The sequence below is a fragment of the Desulfovibrio sp. UIB00 genome, assembly GCF_022508225.1.
Lineage (GTDB): Bacteria > Desulfobacterota > Desulfovibrionia > Desulfovibrionales > Desulfovibrionaceae > Desulfovibrio.
The window spans coordinates 109,912-132,926 of the sequence record NZ_JAETXJ010000002.1 but is presented as its reverse complement, the minus strand read 5'-3'; the positions used below and the strand labels follow the sequence as shown (position 1 = coordinate 132,926).

At 57.9% G+C, this 23,015-nt stretch carries 28 protein-coding genes and 2 tRNA genes; 24 read left to right on the top strand and 6 right to left on the bottom strand.

The annotated features are described in order from the left end of the window. Positions 1-40: 40 nt before the first annotated feature. Both JMF94_RS03475 and JMF94_RS03470 read right to left on the bottom strand, forming a co-directional pair. Positions 41-1,078 carry a phage portal protein gene (locus JMF94_RS03475; protein ID WP_240823790.1) on the bottom strand — a complete coding sequence of 346 codons (1,038 nt, stop codon included), beginning with the start codon at positions 1,076-1,078 and terminating at the stop codon, positions 41-43. Between the two features lie 14 nt (positions 1,079-1,092). Next, positions 1,093-2,940: a terminase family protein gene (locus tag JMF94_RS03470; protein ID WP_240823789.1), complete on the bottom strand. Its 1,848-nt coding sequence runs from the start codon at positions 2,938-2,940 to the stop codon at positions 1,093-1,095. Positions 2,941-3,052: 112 nt separating this feature from the next. Here JMF94_RS03470 and JMF94_RS03465 point away from each other — a divergent pair, with 112 nt between their 5' ends. The 23 genes from JMF94_RS03465 (at position 3,053) to JMF94_RS03355 (ending at position 20,410) form a co-directional block, all read left to right on the top strand. Next, complete coding sequence (locus tag JMF94_RS03465; protein WP_240823788.1) at positions 3,053-3,883, top strand: GPO family capsid scaffolding protein; 831 nt, start codon at positions 3,053-3,055, stop codon at positions 3,881-3,883. 33 nt (positions 3,884-3,916) lie between these two features. Beyond that, a complete protein-coding gene (locus JMF94_RS03460; RefSeq protein WP_240823787.1) occupies positions 3,917-4,951 on the top strand; it encodes a phage major capsid protein, P2 family in 1,035 nt (344 codons plus the stop codon). After that, positions 4,948-5,703: a phage terminase small subunit gene (gene gpM, locus JMF94_RS03455; RefSeq protein WP_240824201.1), complete on the top strand. Its 756-nt coding sequence runs from the start codon at positions 4,948-4,950 to the stop codon at positions 5,701-5,703. The genes JMF94_RS03460 and gpM overlap by 4 nt, the downstream gene beginning before the upstream one ends. Positions 5,704-5,947: 244 nt before the next feature. Continuing rightward, a complete protein-coding gene (locus tag JMF94_RS03450; RefSeq protein WP_240823786.1) occupies positions 5,948-6,415 on the top strand; it encodes a head completion/stabilization protein in 468 nt (155 codons plus the stop codon). Further along, positions 6,415-6,921, top strand: coding sequence for a phage tail protein (locus JMF94_RS03445; RefSeq protein WP_240823785.1), 507 nt, complete (start codon positions 6,415-6,417; stop codon positions 6,919-6,921). Before JMF94_RS03450 ends, JMF94_RS03445 begins: the two co-directional genes overlap by 1 nt. Beyond that, positions 6,914-7,690 carry a phage virion morphogenesis protein gene (locus JMF94_RS03440; protein ID WP_240823784.1) on the top strand — a complete coding sequence of 259 codons (777 nt, stop codon included), beginning with the start codon at positions 6,914-6,916 and terminating at the stop codon, positions 7,688-7,690. The genes JMF94_RS03445 and JMF94_RS03440 overlap by 8 nt, the downstream gene beginning before the upstream one ends. A gap of 8 nt (positions 7,691-7,698) precedes the next feature. Then, the gene (locus tag JMF94_RS03435) at positions 7,699-8,808 is read left to right on the top strand and encodes a DUF2586 domain-containing protein (protein ID WP_240823783.1); all 1,110 of its coding nucleotides are present in this window, start codon (positions 7,699-7,701) and stop codon (positions 8,806-8,808) included. A 19-nt stretch (positions 8,809-8,827) separates the two neighbouring features. Next, positions 8,828-9,298 carry a phage protein gene (locus JMF94_RS03430; RefSeq protein ID WP_022657836.1) on the top strand — a complete coding sequence of 157 codons (471 nt, stop codon included), beginning with the start codon at positions 8,828-8,830 and terminating at the stop codon, positions 9,296-9,298. Positions 9,299-9,316: 18 nt separating this feature from the next. After that, positions 9,317-9,754 carry an N-acetylmuramoyl-L-alanine amidase gene (locus tag JMF94_RS03425; RefSeq protein ID WP_022657835.1) on the top strand — a complete coding sequence of 146 codons (438 nt, stop codon included), beginning with the start codon at positions 9,317-9,319 and terminating at the stop codon, positions 9,752-9,754. After that, on the top strand, positions 9,747-10,088 hold the full coding sequence (locus tag JMF94_RS03420; RefSeq protein ID WP_240823782.1) for a hypothetical protein: 342 nt from the start codon (positions 9,747-9,749) through the stop codon (positions 10,086-10,088). Before JMF94_RS03425 ends, JMF94_RS03420 begins: the two co-directional genes overlap by 8 nt. Next, the gene (gene lysC / locus JMF94_RS03415; protein ID WP_346770005.1) at positions 10,003-10,266 is read left to right on the top strand and encodes an Rz1-like lysis system protein LysC; all 264 of its coding nucleotides are present in this window, start codon (positions 10,003-10,005) and stop codon (positions 10,264-10,266) included. Before JMF94_RS03420 ends, lysC begins: the two co-directional genes overlap by 86 nt. Next, on the top strand, positions 10,266-10,607 hold the full coding sequence (locus JMF94_RS03410; RefSeq protein WP_022657832.1) for a hypothetical protein: 342 nt from the start codon (positions 10,266-10,268) through the stop codon (positions 10,605-10,607). Before lysC ends, JMF94_RS03410 begins: the two co-directional genes overlap by 1 nt. Next, entirely contained in the window at positions 10,600-10,860 is a 261-nt protein-coding gene (locus JMF94_RS03405) for a putative phage tail assembly chaperone (protein ID WP_240823780.1), read from the top strand. Before JMF94_RS03410 ends, JMF94_RS03405 begins: the two co-directional genes overlap by 8 nt. A 197-nt stretch (positions 10,861-11,057) precedes the next feature. Next, positions 11,058-12,914 (top strand): phage tail tape measure protein, encoded by a 1,857-nt coding sequence (locus JMF94_RS03400; RefSeq protein ID WP_240823779.1) that lies wholly within the window; start codon positions 11,058-11,060, stop codon positions 12,912-12,914. A 5-nt stretch (positions 12,915-12,919) separates the two neighbouring features. Continuing rightward, entirely contained in the window at positions 12,920-13,279 is a 360-nt protein-coding gene (locus tag JMF94_RS03395; RefSeq protein ID WP_240823778.1) for a DUF2590 family protein, read from the top strand. Beyond that, on the top strand, positions 13,279-14,475 hold the full coding sequence (locus JMF94_RS03390; RefSeq protein ID WP_240823777.1) for a baseplate J/gp47 family protein: 1,197 nt from the start codon (positions 13,279-13,281) through the stop codon (positions 14,473-14,475). The genes JMF94_RS03395 and JMF94_RS03390 overlap by 1 nt, the downstream gene beginning before the upstream one ends. Beyond that, on the top strand, positions 14,472-15,083 hold the full coding sequence (locus tag JMF94_RS03385; RefSeq protein ID WP_240823776.1) for a phage tail protein: 612 nt from the start codon (positions 14,472-14,474) through the stop codon (positions 15,081-15,083). The genes JMF94_RS03390 and JMF94_RS03385 overlap by 4 nt, the downstream gene beginning before the upstream one ends. After that, a complete protein-coding gene (locus tag JMF94_RS03380) occupies positions 15,080-16,615 on the top strand; it encodes a phage tail protein (protein WP_240823775.1) in 1,536 nt (511 codons plus the stop codon). The genes JMF94_RS03385 and JMF94_RS03380 overlap by 4 nt, the downstream gene beginning before the upstream one ends. Positions 16,616-16,618: 3 nt before the next feature. Continuing rightward, positions 16,619-17,146, top strand: coding sequence for a phage tail protein (locus JMF94_RS03375; RefSeq protein WP_240823774.1), 528 nt, complete (start codon positions 16,619-16,621; stop codon positions 17,144-17,146). Positions 17,147-17,155: 9 nt separating this feature from the next. Further along, positions 17,156-18,124: a hypothetical protein gene (locus tag JMF94_RS03370; RefSeq protein ID WP_240823773.1), complete on the top strand. Its 969-nt coding sequence runs from the start codon at positions 17,156-17,158 to the stop codon at positions 18,122-18,124. Continuing rightward, on the top strand, positions 18,112-18,648 hold the full coding sequence (locus JMF94_RS03365; protein ID WP_240823772.1) for a DNA-binding protein: 537 nt from the start codon (positions 18,112-18,114) through the stop codon (positions 18,646-18,648). Before JMF94_RS03370 ends, JMF94_RS03365 begins: the two co-directional genes overlap by 13 nt. Next, positions 18,645-19,346, top strand: a complete 702-nt coding sequence (locus JMF94_RS03360) for a hypothetical protein (protein ID WP_240823771.1) — start codon at positions 18,645-18,647, stop codon at positions 19,344-19,346. Before JMF94_RS03365 ends, JMF94_RS03360 begins: the two co-directional genes overlap by 4 nt. Continuing rightward, positions 19,331-20,410 carry a hypothetical protein gene (locus JMF94_RS03355; RefSeq protein WP_240823770.1) on the top strand — a complete coding sequence of 360 codons (1,080 nt, stop codon included), beginning with the start codon at positions 19,331-19,333 and terminating at the stop codon, positions 20,408-20,410. Before JMF94_RS03360 ends, JMF94_RS03355 begins: the two co-directional genes overlap by 16 nt. A gap of 55 nt (positions 20,411-20,465) precedes the next feature. On the opposite strand, the gene JMF94_RS03350 is transcribed toward JMF94_RS03355, so the two are convergent. Both JMF94_RS03350 and JMF94_RS03345 read right to left on the bottom strand, forming a co-directional pair. Continuing rightward, complete coding sequence (locus tag JMF94_RS03350) at positions 20,466-20,699, bottom strand: DUF2188 domain-containing protein (RefSeq protein WP_240823769.1); 234 nt, start codon at positions 20,697-20,699, stop codon at positions 20,466-20,468. Between the two features lie 915 nt (positions 20,700-21,614). Next, positions 21,615-21,977: a hypothetical protein gene (locus JMF94_RS03345; RefSeq protein WP_240823768.1), complete on the bottom strand. Its 363-nt coding sequence runs from the start codon at positions 21,975-21,977 to the stop codon at positions 21,615-21,617. Between the two features lie 22 nt (positions 21,978-21,999). On the opposite strand from JMF94_RS03345, the gene JMF94_RS03340 reads away from it, so the two are divergent. Continuing rightward, positions 22,000-22,227 (top strand): hypothetical protein, encoded by a 228-nt coding sequence (locus tag JMF94_RS03340; RefSeq protein WP_240823767.1) that lies wholly within the window; start codon positions 22,000-22,002, stop codon positions 22,225-22,227. Positions 22,228-22,751: 524 nt separating this feature from the next. Here JMF94_RS03340 and JMF94_RS03335 read toward each other — a convergent pair. Beyond that, a tRNA-Pro gene (locus JMF94_RS03335) sits at positions 22,752-22,828 on the bottom strand. A gap of 36 nt (positions 22,829-22,864) precedes the next feature. After that, a tRNA-His gene (locus tag JMF94_RS03330) sits at positions 22,865-22,940 on the bottom strand. Positions 22,941-23,015 lie beyond the last annotated feature (75 nt).

Below are 23,015 nucleotides of genomic sequence, written 5' to 3'. Positions count from 1 at the left end.
CCCCACAATGCGGCCATTGTTGCCGCAATAACAGGCAACGTCAATGCATGGGCGGCAAGGCCGCAGGCGCAAAATGCACCCGCAGGTGCTCCGGCAGTTCATGGTTCACCACGCCCAGGTCTTCCCGCAGCGGTTCAATCTCATTTTGCACATACACTGCATCGGCCTTTTCAATATCGCCCAGGCCTCCGGCCACGCTGGGTATAATGTTCGCCAGCGCGGGCGGTATGCGGTGCGCGGCGATAATGTCGTCGCGGCTGATGTTCTTGATCTTTTCCAGCTCGTCCCGGGTAGAAAAATCCCCCACGGGCAAGATCTGTATGTCCTTCTCCTTGCCGTTGGGTATGTGCAAAAACAGGTTGCGAAAATTGCCCACCCCCTTGCTTTGCTTCATGGCCTCGCGCAGGGCGTTTTCATCGTCCACATCCAGATAGGCGGACGAACTGCAAAAAATATAGCCCATGTGCGCGCCGTTGCGGTAATAGCGCCGCCGAAACAGCGTGGCGTCCTCCTGCAACAGCATGCTTTGTATGGCCCCCAGATACGAGGGCAGGCCGTATACCTCCTGCGCCACATCATAGGTCTTTACGTGCAGCACCTCGCCGGGGGCAAACTTTGTCAGGCTGCCATCCACACCCAGCATCACGTACTGGTCGTCCTCCTTGGCGCGCCGCATGTTTATGGCCGCAAGGTGCGCATAGCCCACCACCTGCCCAAACAAATTGTACAGCCGCTGCAAATAGGCGTTGGCAAACACCATGTAATCCGTGGCAACCTTGCGCATGGTTATACGGTCAAGGGCCGGGCTGCCCGTAAAGCCCCGCAGCAGCTTGTTTACCTTGAATTCCAGCATGGGCCAGTGGTAGGCGTTGGCCCGCAGCAGGCGGGCAAGGCCCGTCAGGGGAATGGGCGTCTGGTAATACTGGCCGTTATCCAGCAAATACACGCCAAGATATTGCGATAGCTCGCCCTGCATCACGCTTTCCGGCTCGCCAAAGCTAAAGGCCACGGCCCGGCCCCCGCCGCCTGCGCCCTGGGCGTCATTTTGCCCTGCGGGGCGCTTTTTGTGCTTCTTCATATGCTTCCTTTCCACTATTGGCTAAAGGCCAGCGAGCTTGATTTGCCGCCCGCCCGTAGCTGCCGGGCCAGCGGTTCCGCAGCCAGGGCATGCATGATGGCCCAGGCCACGTCCGCATGGCCTGTGCTGTCTGTTCTGTGGGCGGCATAGGTCACCTGCCCGCTGGGCGTGGCCACCTGCCGGATGGTCATAAAGGCGTGGGCAATGTCTGTTTGCGCGGCATCCCAGGCAAGCCGCCGCTGCTCCATCACTTCCAGCGCCTTGAGCACCAGCGCCGCCTTGCTCATCAGGCTGTAGGTGATGGGCATGGCCACGGGGCAAAACTGGCGCACGTTTTCCAGCACGGCCTGGCCCGGGCCGGTCACGTCCACGCCCATGTGCATAAAGCGGTATTTCTGGCACAGGTCGCGTATGCGCCCCACCTGCCACAAATAGCTTTTGCCCTTCCAGGTGTGGCGCTCCAAAAGGCGTATCTTCTCCCCTTCTTTCTGCGGCGGCAGCAGCACCACAAAGCTGGCATCGTCCCGCGTGCGCGAGGGGTCGTAGCCGCCCCACACCCCGGCATCGTCCACCGGGCGGGCGCGCTTGAGGTCAAGGCCCCAGCCGTCCGGGTCTTCCATGCAGCCTTCAAGCAGGGTCAAAACAAACACGGCCAGCGTGTCGTCAATAAACTCGCAGCCAAATAGCTGGCGAAACTCCTCCGGGCTGTATTCCTGCTCCAGATCCTGCCTGTTAAACAGGTTGCAGCCCCCGGCCTCGGCATCGTCCAGGGTCACAATGCGGCGATAGGTGTTGTCCGGGCACACAAGGCCCTGACGCAGGGCGGCCTTGTCCGGCCAGGGCGCGGGATTCTTGAAACGCGAGAGGTATTCCTTGCCGCTCCAGCGCGGATAGGCCTCATGCGTGATGATGGAAGGCGTGGAAAACATGGTGCGCCGCCACTTGGCATGCGCGGCCATGCCGCTGGCCACTTTCCAGAACTCCTTGAACTTGGGCATCCAGAAAAATTCATCGCCGTACACATGCCCGTGGTAGCCCTGGGCCGATCGGGAAGACGTGGCCAAAAAATACAGGGTGGCAGGCCCCTTTGCCGTGTGCAGCACAAGGGGATTGCCCTTCAGCTCAATGTCAAAGGCCTCGCCGCAAATATCGCGGATATACTGCAAAAATATTTCGCTCTGCGCCCGCGTGGCAGAAAGGAATATCTGGTTGTCGCCCGTGAGGGTGGCGTTCTCAAAACCTTCCTGCGCAAAAAACCAGGTAAAGCCCAACTGGCGGGCCTTCAAAAACATGCGGTTGCGCTGCCCCAGGGTGGAGCGCACTTCATGCTGATAGGCAAAAAAACGGCTGTGCAGCCGTTCCTTGAAGTCCTCGGCGGTCAGGTGCGAAACGTCATTCTTTTTCTTGCCCTTTTTGCCGCCCTTTTTGGGCGTTGTCGTTCCGGCAAAAGGGTTTTGCCGCTCCTGCCCGCCTGCCGCTTCCACTGCCTGCCCCGTGGCGGCAGCCTGGGCCAACTCGCGCTCGCGCATGCGCAGGCGGCGCTCCTGGCTCTGAATCAGCAGGTCAATCTCGCGCAATTCGGCCTGCGTTTTGTTGTCGCGGCCCACCAGCAGCTCAAGGCGGCGGTTGATGGCTTCGTCCGGGCCTTCATGGCTCAGCATGTCCAGCCATGCGCCCTTTATTGACCAGTCATAGACGGTGCGCTCCGGCACGGAGAGGGTTTCTGCAATCTCCGCCACCTTCCAGTGGCGCAAAAACAGACTCCGGGCGGCGTTTTTGACTTCCTCCGGGTAGCGGCGGCGACCTGCTGGCGCTTTCTGGTCAATATGACCTATATTATTGTTCTTGTCCGCTTCTGGCATACTGGCTGAATATCATTATAAACAGCCATTTTCCCCATTTTTTCGTTGTATATGCGCCTTTTACAACTGACATCTTTTGACCTATCGCGGCAAAGTGTGTCTATCTGTCTGCATGGCAAAGCTAACCACAGACTTTATCAAAGTGGCCCAGGTCGGCCCCGCCGCGGACGGTAGAACCATTCATGAGGAATGGCTGCGTGAAATGGCGGAAACATACAATCCCGCCACCTATACCGCCATGCTCTGGCCCGAGCACTGCCGATGGTTCGGCAATATGGGCGAGGTGCTGGAGCTGCGCGCCGGGCCGGATGATGCGGGCGTGTTCTCGCTCTTTGCCCGCTTTGCGCCCAATGCCGCCATGCTGGATTACAACGCGGCTGGTCAGGGCCTGTTCTATTCCATTGAAGTATCAGAAAACTTTGCCGATTCCGGCAAAACCTACCTTTCCGGGCTTGGCGTGACCGACAGCCCGGCATCCCTGGGCATGCCCAGCACCCGCTTTACAGCCTTAAAGGGCGCCAACTGCTTCAGCAACGTGCCCTTTGCCCCCATGAAGCCCGAGGACAAGGAAGAAGCCCCCGGGTGGTTCAAACGTATTTTCCCCCATTTTTTCACCAAAACAGAAGAGGCCGCACCCGAAAATACGGACGGCCCCGAAAAGGAAGACAACATGGAAGAACTGGAAGCCCGCCTCTCTGCCCTTGAAGAAACCATTGGCTCGCTCAGTGAGCAGGTTGCCGGATTTGAAGGCCGCCTTGCCGCGCTTGAAGTGGACGTGGCCGCTGGCGGCTCTGGCGATGCTTCTGGCGGCGATTTTGCCGTCAAGGCTCTTGCCCGCCAGATCGGCGCTCTGCGCAACGAATTCCGTCAGGTTGCGTCCTCTGCCCGCCCCGGCACCCAGGCCCCCAAAAACCTTGGCGCGGCCCGCAAGCCCCTTTTGTAAGACCCGCCCAGCGCCCCAACACCAAGGAACACCATGAAACAGAAAACTTCTGAACGCTTTGCCCGAGAGGTGCTGTCGGCGCTGGCCCAGGGCTACAACGTGCCCAGCGTGGGCGCGCACTTTGCCATTGAGCCCAGCGTGGCACAGCGCCTCAACGACAAGATCGTGGAACAGTCCATCTTTCTGCCCAAGGTCAACGTTGTGCCTGTGGACGAGCTGGTGGGCGAAAACCTGCTTGGCTACGCCAAGGAACCCGTCACCAGCCGCACAGACACCAGCGGCGATGGAGAGCGCAGGCCCAAGGACGTTCTGGGCCTCGGCAAGTACGCCTACCAGCTCCACAAGACAGATTCCGATGTGGCCATCCGCTACAACACCATCGACACCTGGGCCAAGTTTCCTGATCTGGCCGACCGCTACGCCCGCTACGTGCAGGAGCGCATTGCCGCCGACCGCGAAATCATTGGCTGGTACGGCATCAGCGCCGCCGCAAACACCAGCATCGCGGCAAATCCCCTGTTGCAGGATGTGAACAAGGGCTGGCTGCAATACATGCGCGACAACCTGCCCGGCAACATTTTGGCCGAGGGCGAACACGCGGGCGAAATCCGCATCGGCAAGGGCGGCGACTACTCCTGCCTGGACGTGGCCATCAACGACCTGATGGAGGGCATCCCCTACTATCTTCAGAAAGACCTTGTGGCCCTTATCGGGCGCGACCTGATCGTGCGCGAGCGCGCCATGCTTTTTGAAGCCGTGCAGGGAACCCCCACGGAAAAGCAGGCCATGGACAGCTTTTCGCAGCGCTACGGCGGCCTGCCGTGGGAAACGCCGAGCTTCTTCCCCGCGCGCGGCCTTGTCATCACCCCTCTGGCAAACCTCTCCCTCTACCATCAGGACACCTCCTGGCGGCGCAAGATCGAGGACAACGCCAAGAAGGATCAATACGAGGACTACATGAGCCGCAACGAGGGTTATGTGGTTGAAACCCCTGAGCAGCTCGTGGCCTGGGAATTCGCCAACGTCAAACTGCCTTTTGAAGAAGGCGGCGCAACGGTGTGGCGATGAAGTTCGGCATCATGAAGGCGCATCAGGAGCGCGTGCGCAACGAGGGGCAGGTCATCGCCAGCATGCCCCAGCGCAAGGCGGCTCCTGCCGAATCCCACGGCAAGGGCCTGCTGGCGGGCAAAAAGCTTGAGGACTTCCTCAGCGCCTCGCTGGCCGAAGACCTGGCAACGCTGAAAAGCCTTGCCTCTGTCATGGCCAAGGTCGCCCACAAGCGCGATGTGCTGCTGCCCAAATACGCCTCCTACGTGGCCCGCCTGCGCGAACAGGGCGCAAAGCACGAACTGCTGGGCTACTGGCTTGTGTGGCAGTTTGACGCGGGCCGCATGGACGAAGCCATGGAATACGCGGAGTGGTGCATGAATGCGGGCATAACCCTGCCGCAGCGCTTTCAGTCCACCATCCCCTTCTTTGTGGCTTCGCAAGTGGCGGACTGGGCAGAAGCGGAATTCAACGGCAACCGCTCTGTCGAGCCGTACTTTACCAACTGCGCCCAGGGCATTGCCGAAAATCCGGCGGTCTGGAACCTGCCGGACGACCTGACCGCCCGCTATCACCGTTTGCTGGGTCTTGCCGCGGAGCGCGCAGGCAATCTGGCAGAAGCGGAAACCCAGTTGCAAAAGGCCCTGACGCTGGGGGCCAAGGTCAACACGGCCCTTGGCAGGGTGCGCAAAAAGATTGAACGCGGGGGCGCTGCCCCCGAGGGGGAAACCGCCAAAGCGGAAGCCGTTAGCGGCTCAGCCGCTTACGGATAGCGACAGCGATTTCGTTGGCTGTCCGTTAAGGTAACCAATTGCTGTCTTCATCCGTAGCTTCCTTCGTCACAACGGTTGAAGCGATGACAGCCTGGCGGCCCCCCAGGAAAGTTAGGCCCCTGGCCAAACATACTCATCCCCAAACCGGACGGCGCAGGCGGCGCACCTTGGCGGACAGGCCGCTGCAACAGGAGCGCAAGCCGCGCGCCGTCCAACTTTTCCATGCGGCTGAAGGAGCGGCACTATGGCAATCCCCAAAGGGTTCGGCGTCACCACCGGAAAAACCGCCACCATCGTACTGAGCGGCGATGGCTGGTACCCGGATTTGCCCGTGGCCGACTTTATGGATCTGTATCGGCTGCCCGCCGAATATGCGGAACAGCTTGTGGCTGACCATCTGGATCTTGCGCGCATATGGGCCGCAGGCGCGCTTACGCGCTGGCGCGCAGAGCAGGAGAACAAGGGGCATACCTCCATTGAAGGCATTCCGGTTCACGGCATCGAGGGCGGGGCCTTGCGTCTGTACAGGCGGGCGGTGTTTTGCAGGGCAAAGGGCTTGCTGCTGCAACAGTTCGCCACCATTGAGCGGCGCGAGGCCGCGCGCAACGATGCCAAGGAAACCCCGGAAACCGCGCAGACCTTCCTTGCTCAGGCCGATGCGGCCCTTGCCGCCCTTACGGGGCGCACCTTCATTACGGTGGAGGCAGTCTGATGCGCAAGCTCTCCGCCCTGGTGCAGCACATCCTTGAAGTCACTGGCCTGCCGCCGGAGCAGCTCACAGCCTTTGCCGACAACGGAGCATTGCACCCCATCGGGCGCGACCGCGGCCCCCTGCGGCCAGAACCGGGGACAAATGCCCCGATTCTGCAACAGGTGGAGCTGGGCCTGTTCAAGTATGACGGCGTCATCCAGATCGAGCGCTACCCCGGCGATGGGCTGGCCTTTGCCGCGCTGGTGGCCTCATGGCTCATGGCCAACGACCTTGACCGCGACGGGCTGGCGGATCCGACCATGAACATCGACCTGAACTTCAAGGACGGCGATGCGGATCTGGATATTTCTGTGGAATTTGAGGAAAGGCTGGCAGCCATTGAAGACCCGCAGGGCGACATACCCTTCAACGGCAAACGCTGGCGCGTGGAAGCGCCAGTAATCACCCCGGTGGAAAAGCTGGCTGGCATGAAGGGCGCCGTAAGCGCAGGGGGCAGCCGTGGCTGACATTACCGTGCACGTGCAGGTGAACGAACAGGCCCGGAAAAAACTTTTCCGCCAGCTTGAGGCTCTCAGGCCGCAGCCCGAAAAGCGCTTTCGCCTTGCCCGCGAGGCCGCGCGCGAGGTCAAAAAATACAGCGCCAGGCGTGTGAGCAAGCAGCAAAGCCTTGAAGGCGGCGGCTTTGCCCCGCGCAGCAAGCGCACACGCTGGCAGCAGAACGACAGGGGCCAGTGGCGCAAAAAACGCCGCATGCTGGCCGTGATCGGCATGGCCAAGAACATGGGCGAGTACCGGGAAGGCGATTCCGTGCAGGTGACCTGGAAGCAAAAGGGCAAGACCCACTGGTTCAGCGAGGTTGCCTGGAAGCACCAGCACGGCATGAGCCAGCAGCTTGGCGTCACGCCAGAAATGAAAAAGGGCCTTGCCAAGTGGCACGTCATGCTGCGCGGGCGCAGGGCTACCCGCAAAATGGCTCAGGCGCTGCTGCGCAACGGTTACAAGTTCCCGGCAAGGGGCAGGCACGGCAAGGTGCGCCTGCGGCGCGTATCCGCCAAGTGGATCATGGAAAACATGTCGCAAATGCAGGCCGCGTGGATTTTGCGTTTGCTGGTGCGCGAGGATGTTTCCGGCAGCCAGCCCAAAAAACAGAAAGCCCAAACGTGGGAAGTGCGCCTCCCTGCCCGTCCTTTCCTGGGCGTTACAGAGGATGAAAGCGCCAGCCTGCTCTCTGTGGTTAGCCAAAAAATTGTCCGTCAAATGAAGGATAAAAAATAGGAGTTTCCATGCTCGGATCCGTGCAAGTCAACAACCTCAATCTGTTGCAGGGCGCGCTGGACGCCGTGGAAAACTTTGTGCTTTTCACGGGCCGGGGCGCTGGCGTCAACGAAGGCAAGCTTGTTTCCATCAACGCGCAGAGTGATCTGGACGCAGTGCTTGGCCTTGAACCCTCTACCCTGAAAACACAGGTGACGGCTGCGCAGCTCAATGCCGGGCAAAACTGGAATGCCGCCGTGCTGCCCCTGCGCGAGGGCGACACATGGCAGGATGCCGTGGATATGGCCGTGGAGGAAATGCGCTTTGAGGGCATTTGCCTTACCGATCCCATTTCCAGCCAGGTTGAGGTGGAGCGCATGCAGGCCAAGGCGGAAAGCGTCATGGCAAAATTCATGGCCCCCATGTTCATGGCCGCAGCACCGCGCGCGCCCCTGCCCACTGAAACGTGGGCTGACTACCGCTCTGCCATAGCCCCCATAACCAGCGGCGTGGCCGCAGATCAGGTAACCCTTGCGCCCTATCTTTGGGGGCATGACCTGGGAACATACATGGGCCGGCTGTGCAACAAGTCCGTCACCGTGGCCGACAGCCCCATGCGGGTTAAAACCGGCCCCCTGCTTGGTGAATGGAGCGTTAAACCCAAGGACAAGGACGGCCGCAACATTGATTCGGCCACCCTGTACGCCCTGGACGCAGCGCGTTTTTCCGTGCCGCAGACCTACCCCGGCTACGAGGGCATGTACTGGGGCGACGGCAACGTGCTTGATGTCAACGGCGGGGATTACCGCGTCATTGAGAACCTGCGCGTCATTCAAAAGTGCATGCGCCGCGTTTATCCCCTGGCCGTTTACCGCATAGCAGACCGCAGCCTCAACGAAACGCCCGAAAGCATCGCCGCCGCGCAAACCTACTTTGCGCGCCCCCTGCGCGAAATGTCCAAGAGCCGCAAGGTGCTGGGGGTTCCCTTTCCTGGCGAAATCCATCCCCCGGCAAGGGACGCCATAACCCTGGTGTGGCAAAGCAAGTACGAGCTGGAAGTCTGGATAACCGCCCGGCCCTACAATTGCCCCAAGGTCATCACCTGCAACCTGCTGCTTGACCTGACCAACTACGCCTGACGCGCAAAGGAGCTGACCAATGAGCCGCCAAAGAATAGGGGCAAAGGATTTTTCCATAACCGTGGGGGATCTCTCCCTCACCGTAAGCCAGGCCACGTTGGGCATTACCGACAACGTGGAAGTAGCCAAAGACAGGGGCGTTCCCAACGGCTGGGTGGCGGGCGATGTGAGCGGCGAGGGCGACATGGATCTGGACGCGCAGGCCTTGTCCATTCTCTCCGAGGCTGCGGCCTCCGCAGGTTCTTGGCGCGAACTGCCGGAATTCGACATGCTGTTTTACGCCAAGGCCGCCAGTGGCGAGGAAATGAAGGTCGAGGCCTTCGGCTGCAAGCTCAAGGTGGAAAGTCTGTTGAACATCAACCAGAACGAAGGCGCTTCCAAGCACACCAGCAAGGTGAAGTTTATCGTCACCAGCCCGGACTTTGTGCACATCAACGGCGTGCCATACCTGGGCGCATCGGAAACCGAGGGCATTGTTACCCCTGGCTAAACCCATTTGAGGAAGTTCATGCGCAAAATTGACGACATCATCATTCACTGCGCGGCAACCTATCCAGCCATGGATATTGGCGCGGCTGAAATACGGCAGTGGCACGTGCGCGACAACGGCTGGAGCGACATTGGCTACCATTTTGTAATCCGCCGCAACGGCGCGGTCGAACAGGGCCGCCCGCTGGATACTCCGGGGGCGCACTGCAAAGACCACAACGCCCGTTCCATCGGCATTTGCCTTGTGGGTGGACTGGAAAAAACACCCAGTGGGAAAAGCGTTTCCGCCGCCAATTACACGCCGGAACAATGGGCGGCCCTGCGCGAGCTGGTCACGGATCTGCGCGGCCGCTTTCCTTCAGCCGGGCTGCACGGACACCAGGACTACGCCAACAAGGCCTGCCCCTGCTTTGACGTTGCCGCATGGTGGCGGGATGGGGCGCAGCCCCATGTTTAAAACCGCAGGCGCTATCCTTTGCGCTGTGGCGCTGGTGGCGGCCCTGTTCTGGCTGGTGCGGCAGGGGCAGCAGCAGGCGGCAAAAATAGCGGAGCTTGAAACAATCGCAGCCGCCAACGCCAGGGCAGTGCAGGAACAGAAAAACTGGGCGGACACGGTGGATACAGCACTGGCCGACTGGCGTTCCCAAAAGGATCAGCGGGCCAAAAACCAGACGGCACTACGCCAGCAAAAGGAAAAGGCGCGCCATGATAAAACTTATTCTGTCTGGGCTGACAGCCCTTTGCCTGATGCTGCTGTGCGGTTGCTCCAGGCCAACGCCCCCGCGCATTGACTTTGTGTGGTCAAAGCCCCCACCCGTGCTGCTGGCCCCGGTGCCGGAGCCTGTGCCCCCAAGCCTGGGTGCGACCAATGGCGAGCTGCTGGATTACGCCCTGGAACTGCAAGCGGCCCTGAGTGACGCCAACGATGACAAAACGGCCCTGCGCGGCCTCTACAGCAAGGATGAATAATGCAGGATCCCGAATCCCTGAACTACCTTGAGCGCCTCCTGCAATTTTTCCTGCTTCCGGCCAGCCTGTACGGTGCTGGCGGCGCGCTCATGCATTCCACCCGCAAAGGCCGGACCCTGGGGCAAGCCCTTATTGAGGTAGTGGGCGGCGTGGCCACGGCCAACATGGTTTGCCCGCTCATCCAGGCCGAGACGCCGGAAAAATGGCACTACACCCTTTTTTTTCTGGTGGGCTGGGGTGGGCTGGAGCTTGTGGGCAGGCTTTATGAGGCGGGCGTCTGCGCCCTTGAACGATACATCCAACGCAAAATCAATCCCGGAGAGGAAACTCCACATGAATAAAACCGTTACCCTGAGCATCAATGGCAAGATCCTGCGCTTCAACGTTACGCCCGAAGTTTACAACAAGTACATTGACGAAATCCAGAGCACCAAAAAGGTCGGGCCCACGCGCAATGCCCTCATGCGCACCGTGCATGCCGAGGACAAGGAAACCCTCAAGGGCCTTATCGATCTGCCCGGCGCGGCCATGCAGATATGGTCGCAGGTGGTGGAGGAATACGCGCCTGACCTCACCATTACGGTGGGGGAGTAGAACGCCTCGCCGCTCACCTTGCGCAGCCAGGGCTTTCCCAGCTTTTTGTACTCTGCCGCAAGTGGTTTCCGGGGCGCAAAATAGACGTTCCCTGCATGGCCGAAGCCATGTTTCTGGAAAACGACCACTGGGAAAAAATGAGCATCGCCATAGCCAACGGCATCGCCAAGGCACTGAACCCCTAACCCCGATACAGCATGGCAACAAAACTGGAAAAGCTCTTCTTTGCCATCGGCGTGCAGGATGCAGGCGCCATCAGCAAAATATCCCGGCTTCAGGCCAACATTACCGGGCTGACCGACAAAGCCAAGGGAGCCTTTGTGGGCGTGGGTGCCGGGGCCATGGGCATCGCTGGTGCGGCCCTATCAATCCGGGCGCTGGTATCGCCAGCCACAGAGCTGAACAATGCCCTGGGGCAGGTGGAGGCCCTGGGCGTGGATTCAAAGGGGCTTAAAACACTGCAAAACGCCGCTGGGCGCTTTGCCATGCAATACGGCAAAAGTGCTGTGGACGTTATCAAATCGTCCACAGCCATACAGGAAAAAATCGACAACCTCACTGCCGGGGAGCTGGCAACCTTTACCACCGCCAGCAATGTTCTGGCCCTGGCCAGCCGGTCCAGCGTGGACAGCATGACCGGCTACATGGCCAATATGCACGGCATTTTTGAAACACAGGCGGCTGGCATGGGCAAAAGCCGCTGGGCTGAACAGCTGGCCGGGCAAACTGCCTTTGTGGCCAAGGAGTTCAAAAGCAAAGGCGAGGAAATCGCCGCTGGCTTTGACGCGCTGGGCAACCGCGCCGCCAGGGCTGGCATTGACGCGGGGGAACAAATGGCCGTCATTGCCGCCGCCCAGGCAGACATGGGCGGCACTGCCGCAGGCGAAAAGTACAAGCTGCTGGTGGATAACGCACGCGCAGCCGGGCGCGCCGTGGGGGTATCCTTTACCGACCAGCAGGGGCGCATGCTTTCAATGGTGGATATTCTGGAGCGCCTGCGCGCCAAGTATGGTGACACGCTCACAACTGCCCAGCAAGCGCGCCTTGGCAAGGCGCTGAACGACGATCAGGCCGGAGCATTCCTCAACACCCTGCTATCCAAACAGGGGGAACTCACCCGCGTTATCAAAGACGTCAAGGGCGTTACGGACATGACCGGTGCCAGGGCTTCCGCCCGGCAAACCACGGATGCCTTTCAACGCTTTGGCGCGGCTGTGGACTATGTGCGGGCAAACTTTCTGCAAAAGCTCACGCCAACTCTGGAGCGGTGGACAAGCAGGGCCAGCGCCCACCTTGAAACCCTGAACCGATGGATAACCAAGTACCCCAACGTGGCCAGGGTTATAGGCTTCGGCATGCTGGCCATAGTTTCCCTTGCCGGAGCCGTGGCCGTCGGCACTGTGGCCTTTCATCTGTTCACCCTGGCGGCAATGCCCGTTACCGGGGCCATCAAGGCTGTTACGGTTGTGTTCAACCTTCTCTCCGGGGCTATTCGCGCAAATCCGCTGGGTTTTCTTGTCTGGTCGCTAATCCTGTGCATCATGTACTGGGAGCAGATACAGTCCGCCATCGGCGCGACGTGGACGCTTTTGCGCAGTTTCTTTGAAAGTCTGGGGTCATTCGGCCAGCCGTTTTTGCTGCTCATGTCCACGCTGGAAGAACGCTGGCGTCTGTTTACCGACATCTTTACCGATTTTTCGTGGACAAAGGTACTACGGTTCGCCGTTGCAACCGCGCTGACACCTCTTGAATATTTTGTGAACTACATTGGCAGGATGCTCTCCTTTATCCCAGGCATGGGAGAACACGCGGAAAAGCTCATGGGCTGGAAGGCCGCAAACTTTGTGCCGGACACGGCGGCAATGGAAGGCCCGGAACTGGGAGGGCTCAAGCAGTCCAAAACCCTACAGGTGCAGCAGGGCGGCGTACTGGCCTCCAGCAGTTCTTCCACCGTGAACAACAGCGGACGCAGCGTTTCCATTGGCGAACAGCACCTGCACTTTGAAACACCGCCCACCAGCATGGATGACGTGCTGGCCATGACCTACGGGTAGGCCCCATGCCTGCAACATACTGCGACCTGCTTATCATCGATGACGATCTTGCGCTGGATGCCGGGGGCTATCCCGTACTGGTGCCCGACCGTGCCTGCATCGCCCAGGACATTCAGCACATGATCCGCGAAAGCGGGCTGCTGGTGGACATTGTGGGCGAGCGCAACGTGCGCAAGCGCAAAACCAATCTCGTCAAGCTTTCGCTCATGGTGGATCAGGATACACGCATAAAACCCGGAACAACCCGCATTGAGGAAACCTGGACAAGCCGGGAGCGTGTCGAGTTCTGGCTTACTGCCGAAACACGAAAATTCGGACGCATCTCTTTTTTGGCCTATGCGGATGAAGCCAAGGAGGCAAAATAATGGCTGGCCTGACAACCTATGCCAAGGAACTGTTTACAGGCATGCTGCGCGATTCTGGCATGCCCGTGACGGAATCCGAAATGCAGGCCCGCTGGGAGGCCTGCAACGCCAATGAGGATTCGCTGATCCGCAACGACTCGTCCTTCTCCCCTTTCTGGCGGCTCATTTCGGCAATTGTCACCCAGCCAGCGCAATGGCTCGTTGCACTGCTGGTAGAAAGCGTGTTGCCCAATTCCTTTTTACGGTTCGCATCTGGCGTGTATCTGGACGTGTACGCCTGGGGGCTTGACCTCTCGCGCAAGGGTTCTGCCGCTGCCAGAGGCCGCGTTGTTTTTACCAGGGCTTCCGCCACTGGCGACCTGACCATTCCCGCAGGCTCGCTTGTTGAAACGCCTCCAGTGGGCGGCGTGGTGTATCGTGTGAAAACCTTGCAGGAATCCATCATTCCCAACGGCGCGCAATCGCTTGAGGTTGCGGTGGAGGCCGAGCAGCACGGCGAGGCCTGGAACCTTGGGGCGGGCTATTATTCCATTCTTTCGCAGCCCATCGACGGCATTGTGGACGTGACCAATCCGGCGGACTGGCTGGATTCGCCCGGCGCTGATACGGAAACGGATGATGCCCTGCGCCTGCGCTGCCGCAACCAGTTTGCCGCTGTGGGGCAGCTACACCACGATGCAGCCTACAAGGCGCTGATCGCGGCATTCACAGGCATACGCATTGACTACCTCTTTTTTGAGGCCCGTCAGGCTGTGCGCGGCCCGGGAACAGCCAATTGCTATGTGATGGTTGAGAGCGGCCCGGCCCCGCAATCGCTGTGCGAGGCTATCAACAGCTATATCATGGGCATGGGCAACCACGGCCACGGCGATGACCTGCTGTGCATGCCCATACCCGAACAGCCGGAAGCGCTTACGGTCACCGTGCATGCTGTGGACGAAGCCGGGAAGGAACGCCGCGCCGCCCTGGCCGTGGAGGTGGAAAGCCGCATCCGTTGCGCATTCCGCCAAAATACAGCCCATGACATGACCAAGACATTGCCGCAGTCCCGCTTTTCCTTTTCCCGCCTGAGCGATGAGCTGCATGCGGCTCTGCCTGATCTTAAAAGCGTGGAATTTCACCGCACGGAAGACATTGTTTCCCTGCTGGCCCTGCCTGTGCTTGAAAACCTTCAGATCGTTCCGGGTGAAGCATGAACAGGCTTGCCCTGTTTTCCCTGTCCTTCTGGATGAATGGCGCGGAAAGCACCAAGCTTGGCAAGGCTGCCCACGCGTGGTTTTCCATGCTGGGAAAGGCCGCAGCCTGGAGCCTGGACAATCGCGATCCCATGACCTGCGATGAACGCACCCTGAACCTTCTGGCCTGGGAGCGTTGCGTGCGGCGATACCCCGGCGAGCCGGAACGCCTCTACCGTCTGCGCGTCACCCATGCCTACGCCAACGCGCGCGACTCTGGGCAGACGGCAGGCTGGGGCCGCATTTTTGAGCGCCTGGAGCTTGGGGGCCTCTCCCTGGCCGAGCGCGTCCCCGGGCAAGACTGGGATCGCGTGGGCATCATTGCCGATGATTCGCAGTTTCCCGACCAGCAGAACGTGCTGGAAATCATCATTGAGGACTACGGCCGCACCTGCCGCCGCTATTACTTCGACAGCCGCATTCCCATTCCGGCCCTGGCCCATGTGGGCCGCTTTTCCTGGCATCAGGAAACCGTAGAAGCCGCCATGAGCAACCGCGCCATTGCCGATGCCGGCGCGCGTCTGGCCGTGTTTGACCACCATGCCGCCACACTGGAGGCGCATTTATGAGTATAATACTGACCGCCGCGGGCGAGAGCCTTATTGCCCGCCTTCAGGCCGAGGGCAAGGCCCTCATTATCGACACCATGATTCTGGCCAACGTGCCCGGGCAGGATCACACCCAGGCCATTGCGCCCGGCGTCACCGTGCCGGCAGAGGCGCAAATCGCCCTGCGCTACGCCATACCCCCGCAGTACCGCGCCTACGTCAACCCCAACCAGGTTGTCTACAGCGCCATGCTGGGCAGCGACATGGGGGACTTTGTTTTCAACTGGCAGGGCCTCTGGTGCTCGGAACATGCAACGCTGGTAGCTGTGGCCACGTTCCCGGCGCTGGAAAAACGCCGTTACGACGAGGCCAACGGCAAGACGGGCAATAACCTGACCCGCAACTTTTTGCTGACCTTCACGGGTGCGCGGGAGCTTACGGGTCTGACCATCAGCGCCGACGTGTGGCAGCTTGATTTTACCGTGCGCCTCAACGGCATTGACGAGCGCCAGCGCCTCGCCAATTTCGATGTCTACGGCCAGGTCTTTTTCGATGCTGATGGCTGGCTGCTGCAAAAAACGGCAGAGGCCTACGCCTTTGTACCGGGCCTTGGCTATGTGGGCGGCATCCGCGCGGCACTGGCCGAGAGCCTGCCCCTGGCAGCGCCGGAGAGCGCCAACCTGCCGCAGAACGTCTGGCTTGACGTCTGCCTCAAGCACACCGGCAGCGACCGCGTGGCCGAGGCCTCGCCCATGCTCACGCCGCCCGCAGCCCCCCTGGCAGACAGCGCCGCTGACGATACTGGCCTCATGCACTACCGCGCCCTGGTGGCCCGCATCGAGGCGGACGGCACGGTCACGGATCTGCGACCGCGCAAAACATCCGGCGCGCTGCCCATTCCCGACATCGCCACTCCGGAAGTTGCAGGCACCATACGGCCCGATGGCGTCACCACCGAGCTGCATGGGGATCGGATATCCGTCATTGGCACACCCGCTCTCTATCCTTCAGCTTTTGTAAATCTGTTTGAACAGACATGCCCGGCAGGATTTGCGGTACGCAACGGGGGAGTCATCACCAAGGCTGATACGACTGTACCGTTACTATGGGCGGCATTGCACGACGCAAAAAATGCATGGAAGTGTAAAAGCGAATCACAGTGGCAGGCATTGTCAACGGCTGCTGGAGGTGTAGGAGGAGTACCTTATTTTGTGCTGGACAAAGACGCCAGAACAATACGACTGCCAGATACCCGTGGAGATTATGAACGCGATGCTGGATTTGACGGACAATCCGTAGGCGGGTGGCACCAGGATTCTGTACAGACTGGCATAACCAGTGTTCAAACTCATGTGGGATCAGACGGCCATGACATATCTACCGTAACCGGCAACGTGACGTGGAAAGATGAAGGAGTGCGTTCTGTTGTTACTACCGGACAAGGCCTTTACGCCCCGACATATATAGTAAATCAACGCCAAAACGCGGTGGAAACGCGCACAAGAGCTTTTATCAGACTCGGCTGCGTTTTTGTCGGCTTATTCAAAGGATAAGACATGAGTACGTATTACCAGCACGATGCGGATGGATATTATCTGTACCCTGTGAGCGACTACGGCAGCACCCAACCGCACAATTCCTTGCCTGATGCCCCGCCCATCAAACCGGGAAAATGGGCACGAGCGGTAAATGGCAAATGGATTCAGGTTGAAAACCACACCGGCGAATCCGGCTACATTAACGGGCAGCCCCATACTATTACGGAGTACGGCCCCTACCCTGACGGCTGGAGTGCAACACGGCCACTTCCCACTCTGGCAGAAGCGCAAAACAGCAAGCGCGCTTCAATCAGCGCGGGCTTTGACGCTGCCATGTCCGCAAGCCTCACCATGCCCAGCGTTGGTACACCACCTTCATCGTTTGAGGTTGCCTCCGCGCTGTACGACTGGCGCACAGATGACCCGGAAGGCTTTGCAAGTCTGCTGGCTATCCACACCGCCCGCCGCACTGCCCTGCTGGCCGCCGTGGATGCGGCCGAAACGGCTGAAGCCGTGCAGGCCGTAGTCGTCAGCTACGCTGTGTAGGGAGTGAGCATGGGCTTTCAGCGTGTTGCTTTTGCGCCGCCTTCCGTAACGGCAAATCTGGCGGAAGGATTGTCGCCCGCGCTGGCCAGCGTGCAGCAAGGCTTTTCTGAGGGGGCAGAGTCTCTACAAGGCCTAGGCTTGCCGCCGTCTGGATCTGGCGAACTTGCCGCGCAAATGGCCGCGGCCCGCCAGGGGGCAACCGCCGCTGTGGGAAGCCCCGCATCATTTATGGTCATAACGCCCTTTCAGTACGGCATTGGCACCCGTAAAGGGGAATACGCCTACCTGACGCCGGAGCAGGCCCTTGCCGCACTTGCTGGCCGCATGGCCGATGCCCCGCAGGAAGACCCGGGCGCGGAGCTGGCCTTGGTGGTGCTGCTCGTGGGCACCGTCAACCATGCAGCTATGGCTCAGGCGCTGTCAGCCTTTAACTCGGTGTTTCCTATCCCCAAGTTGGAGCAAGCTTGCCGCCGCGCGCAGGCGCTGGCCACGCTGGAGACGGACAAGTTCATCATTCCCAAAGGGCCGGGCTATCCGGCATGGGGGCAGATGGCGCCGCAGCAGAACTCCAAGGGGCAAATGGTGGCCAAAGCCCTGGGCAGCATGCTGGCAACAGGGGAAGGCGCGGCACTGGCGGCGACCTCCCCCGCCGAAAGGCTGGCGGCATTCGCGCAAAAACAGGCGCGGAAGATCGAGGAAAAGGCCGCAACCTTGCAACATCTGGCCCAAAGCATGATCGGCGGCAACGATGCCTGGACGGGGTTCAGCATCCATGCGCCAGGCGCGGTGCTGTTCCGCTATCTTGGCAAACTGTCCCTTCCCTTTGACGCTGCCAGCAAATGCACGTCCTTGCTGTGCTGGCTTGGCAAGCCGGATCAGGTGGCCTTTTACCGTGAAAGTTTCGGCCTGTGCCGGCGCACTCTTACCAACAGCGCATGCCTGACCTGCCCCGGGGAGAATGCCGCATGTCCTTTCTGATTCTTGACGACTACACGGTTCCCGGCTTCGGCCTGAACATGAGCATTGGCGCGCAGTTTAAAGACGAAGACGCCAGCGGCGAAACGTCATCCACCGCCAAGGCTGACAAAGGCAAAAAGGGCAAAAAGCTGGAAGTTCGGCTTTCTTTGCGCTTCAAGGATGCCAACGATCTGAGCGAGCTCATGCGGATTGCCGAGGCTACCGAAAACGGTGATGGCAAAATTTACACCATCACCAACGACACCGCCAATGCCGCAGGCATGCGACAGGGGCGTTTTACGGGCAACTTAAAGGTGGACGAAGACGAAAAACTGCGCATGTGGTCTATCAGCTTTACCCTGGCCGAGCATGTGTCTGTTCCTGAAATGGAAGAGGCCCGGCAGGGGACCAGGGCTGCGTCCACGCAAACCAACACGGGCGCTTCTGTTGGCAGCGATGAAGAGGAAAAAGAGGAAGAGCTGAGTTCCATCGAAAAAGTGCTCAAGTATCTTAACGAAAAAATCGGGCCGGAGAATGAAGAATGAAGCTGCTCAAGCGCCTTGTGGTGAACGGCGCGGAATACCCCCTTGTGTCTGACGAGGTGCGCCTGGACATAAGCCGCCCGGGCGCGGCCATTTTTCAGGTACGCGCGGATCAGCGCCTTGAAGGCCGGGTGGAGTTCTCGCTGGGCTGGCATTTTCAAAGCGCGCTCACCCGTTTTTTTTGCGGCGAGGTTGTCACCTCAACCACTGTGGATGCCAAGCAGCAACGCCTTTTTTGCCGCGAACTTTCGGCGCGCATGGATAATGCCGCCCCCCTGAGCCTGCGCCACCCCACCCTGCGGGAGGTGCTGGTCACCTACGCGGAGCTGACCGGGCTGGAGTTCATTGTGCCGGAGCGGCCTTATGCATCCGCAAAAGTTCCGTTTTTTTACGGCTTTGGCAGCGCCATGCATGCCATGCAGACCCTGGGTGAGGTGTTCCAAATTGACGATTATGTGTGGCTCTCTCAGGGAGATGGTAAAATTTTTGTCGGCTCCTGGGCGGATTCGCGCTGGAAAGGCCGCGAGGTGGAAATCCCGCAAAACGTGTTCAAGCAGGTTTCTGCGGGCGGGCAATGCACAATGGCTGCCGTTCCAGATATTCGCCCGGGCTGCGTGGTCAATGCCGCCGCAGACGGCGGACGCGTGGAAACTGTCACCCTGTCTGGCGTAAACATGAGTTTCAAATGCAAGACTTTTTAAAAAAGGCCATTCTGCGCCTGTTTCCAGAGCTTTCTGGCGGGCTGCACCTAGACAGGTACGGGCGTGTGCTGGCCATTGCCGATGCCCCCAGCCAGGGGGCCAGCTCGGAACGCTTTCGACCCCGCTTTGCTGCGGACATTGAAATTCTCACCGCAGACATGGAGCCGGATCCGGCCTTTCCCCATTACACGGCTGTGCCCCTTCCCGTGCCGCTGGGTGCGGGCGGCGAGGCTGGCGTTTTTGCGCCGCCAAGGCCCGGGGCGCTTGTGGTTGTTGGCTTCGCTTACGGGCGGCAGGATCACCCCATTATCCGGCAAATGTACGGCATGGGCGATTCGCTGCCGCAGGTGGGGCCGGAAGAAATGCTGCTGCAACAAAGCCCGACCACCTTTCAGAGGGCGGATGCGGGTGGCACCTGGAGCCGCCAGACAGATGCGGAAATAGCGGACAAAAGCGTTACGCGCCGCGTGGAAGCCATGGAAAGCACCACGGAGCTGGCGCGGGAGACGCGGCGCGTTTCTGAGCATTCCACCGTGGAAGTGGACGGCACGCATACTGTGGAAGTGGGCACGGTGCTGACCATGCTGGCAGGCCTGCGCGCAGATGTGGGCAGCCTTGGCGCGCTCAACCTCACAGCCGGGGGCGACTCCACTCACTCCACCGCAGGCGCTGCGCAAGAGACGGTGGGCAAGGATCACACAAGCAAGGTCACAGGCAACCGCCAGATCGACATTGTGGGCAATCGTGGTCTGACTGTGCAAGGGGCCGACACCGTGACAGTGGAAGGTGAGGAAACCATCAAGGCCAAGGGCAAGGTGACTATCGAAAGCGCGCAAGAAATCCTGCTGCGCGCGCCCGTGGTCAAAATTCAGGGCATCCTCACCACTGAGGGCTACGAGGGCGGGCCGGGCAGCTCCACGCTCTACGGCGACTTCACTGTGCGCAACGGCGGCGTGGCCGTACCCGATAAGGACGTTACCGCCGGGGCCGTCTCCCTGCGCGGGCATACCCACACGGGCGTTCAGCCCGGCGGCAGCACCACTGGCACCCCGGTAGGGGGATAAAAATCACCATAAAAGAAAAGGCCCCGGGAATCCGAGGCCTTGTTGCTAACTGAACCTATCTTTTATCACGCGGCGGACAGGGGTCATTGCCGTGGGAATCCTTTTGACGGATAACCCCTTTCTTATCATGGATGACAAATTCACTGCCGATATTCCGACTGTGATCCCGCCCCCAGTCTTGGGCATCCGCCTTGCGGTCAAAATGTTTCGAGGCGCGAGAATTTCCGGTATCTTTGGAATCCCAACCACCATTAGGATTGGGAACAATATGTGTCTGATCACTAGCCATAATACGATGCTCCTCCCCATCAAGGGGATATTAAATTGTTGCGGGTGTTCTTGACCAAAACAATTGCAATGTTAGGTGAGGAGCATGTGGAATGATCTCCTTGCTAAAACGTGAACATACGCTTGACAAGGAAAGATCGGCTGTTTACTTCATCTCTGACCAAAAGAGAGGAACAGCCGATCTGTTCCTGAAGTCGCCGCCAGTCCTGCAAGACTGGCGGCGCTTTTTTTCAAGCAGGCCAATTTGACTAATAAATCTGCAACGTCACTTGTCAATATTATTTTGTTAAATTTTCTAGAAATGAACTTTATTAGGTTGCTACTATTTTATCTTTTCATAATTAATAAATACGATACTAATCATAAAAGCACATAAAATTTTTTGAGTTATAGTCATATACAATCAGAAAATGTAAAATTTAACGCCTGAAATTGATTTTTACGTAAAACAATTTTACAAACTACCTCAAAACATAGTTATTTAGTCAGAAAATACTTTCCCACACCTCAAAAGAACGCAGCCCCCACCATCATAAGATTGTGGGGGCTGCGTTTAACTACTTAGTCTTCCGTTATTAGGTGCGTGTCATCAAGAAGCGCGGCGCAGAGTTCGACATCTTTTCCTAGCCTGCCGGCACAGAACTCCGTAAGCGCGTCCTTTTTCAGTGGATGCAAAAAACTACAAGCTGACGGGTGTGGTTTCCCGCTGTTGATTAAAGGTGTTTTAAGCACCTTTTGAAGGCATGCGAAAAAATGAAAATAACGTCAAGCTATGCGTATTTCCCAACAACAAAGCGTGTTGTCTTGTCATAATAGAAACGTTCATATAATTTTCTTGGCAACCAATCACACATATTAATGCGAGAAACGCCTTGAAAGATGAAACGCAAAAAACAGTACAATTTCCAGACAGCATTCAGCGCACGCTAGATATTTGTGCAAAAGCAATAATTGTCATCCCTGCTGGCGCTTTCTTTATCTCGATTGGATGCAATGCTGCTTTTTTTGCTGGAGTTGGTGTTGGCTTGTCATCAATTCCATTTTCGATACATGATTTTATCATGGCATTTAGAATGTGGTTTGCAATCTCTATACTACTAATAATAATATATACAATAAACATTTTTTTGGCAAAACTTCTCTCATTCGTATCATTATTTTTATTAAAACTGATATATAAAATACATAATTTCGTTTTTTTAAATAAATTAATTTCGTTTCTAACAAGATCAACAAACAGACTAATAACAATCATGACAATACTAATGATATCAATCATTACAATATTCGTATGTTCCTTTATGAACGGAAATACTTACCCCGGTAATTATGGATTTGTATACACTAATATAGAAACTAAAAAAGGGGAATTTGAAGTAATTGATGGAAGTATAATATCACTTGATAAGGGTGTAATTGTAAAAGACTATAATGACAATGCCACATTTATATTCAATGGAAACATAAAAAAGATTGAATATAAAATTTATGCAAAGTCATTTCTCGAAAAATTGATGAATTTACTATAAAAATTGTGCCTTGAAGAGCTACCCGCGACCAGGTCGCAACAGCCACACACTGAATAATAACAAGAACACAAAAGGCGGGAAAACCCGCCTTTTTTTCATATCTCCGGCCTTTCTCTGGCCCTCTTTTCCTACCGCTAGTATCCACTGCCTACCTTTTGGTGATTCATCGCAATATTCTTCACCCAAGATTCCAGCACAAAATTATCCGCCGAAAAACGAACTCATCCGCGCCAAACCTTCGGCCTTTTCCGATCAAATTTTCGCAAAAAAGAGACCACCGCAAGGTGGCTCGGAGTCGTTGGCAGGCAAAGGGCAAAGGCAAAAACTGTCTTTTGCAAGGATTGCACTTAGTTGCAACACGCCGCATTTCTATTGCAGACTGCGACAAAGAGTAAATTCCACAACTATCTAATTTTAATGATTTTATTTTTTACAGGCCAACAGAATTTTATGCCCTGTGTATCCTTGTGTGTATCCTAAACAAAAAGGGCTTATGGTTATTCACCATAAGCCCTTGATTTATTTGGTCGGAGCGAAAGGATTCGAACCTTCGACCCCCTGCTCCCAAAGCAGGTGCGCTACCAGGCTGCGCCACGCTCCGAAAAAAAACCCGCGCCGTTGCGGCGCGGGAAAATTGTGGGGCGAAAGATGGGACTTGAACCCACGGCCACCTGGGCCACAACCAGGTGCTCTACCTACTGAGCTACTTCCGCCACGGGAAAATTCTTATAAGCAGGTTATTTTAGTTTGGCAAGTATTTTTTCAGCCTAGCTTCATCTGGATTTTAT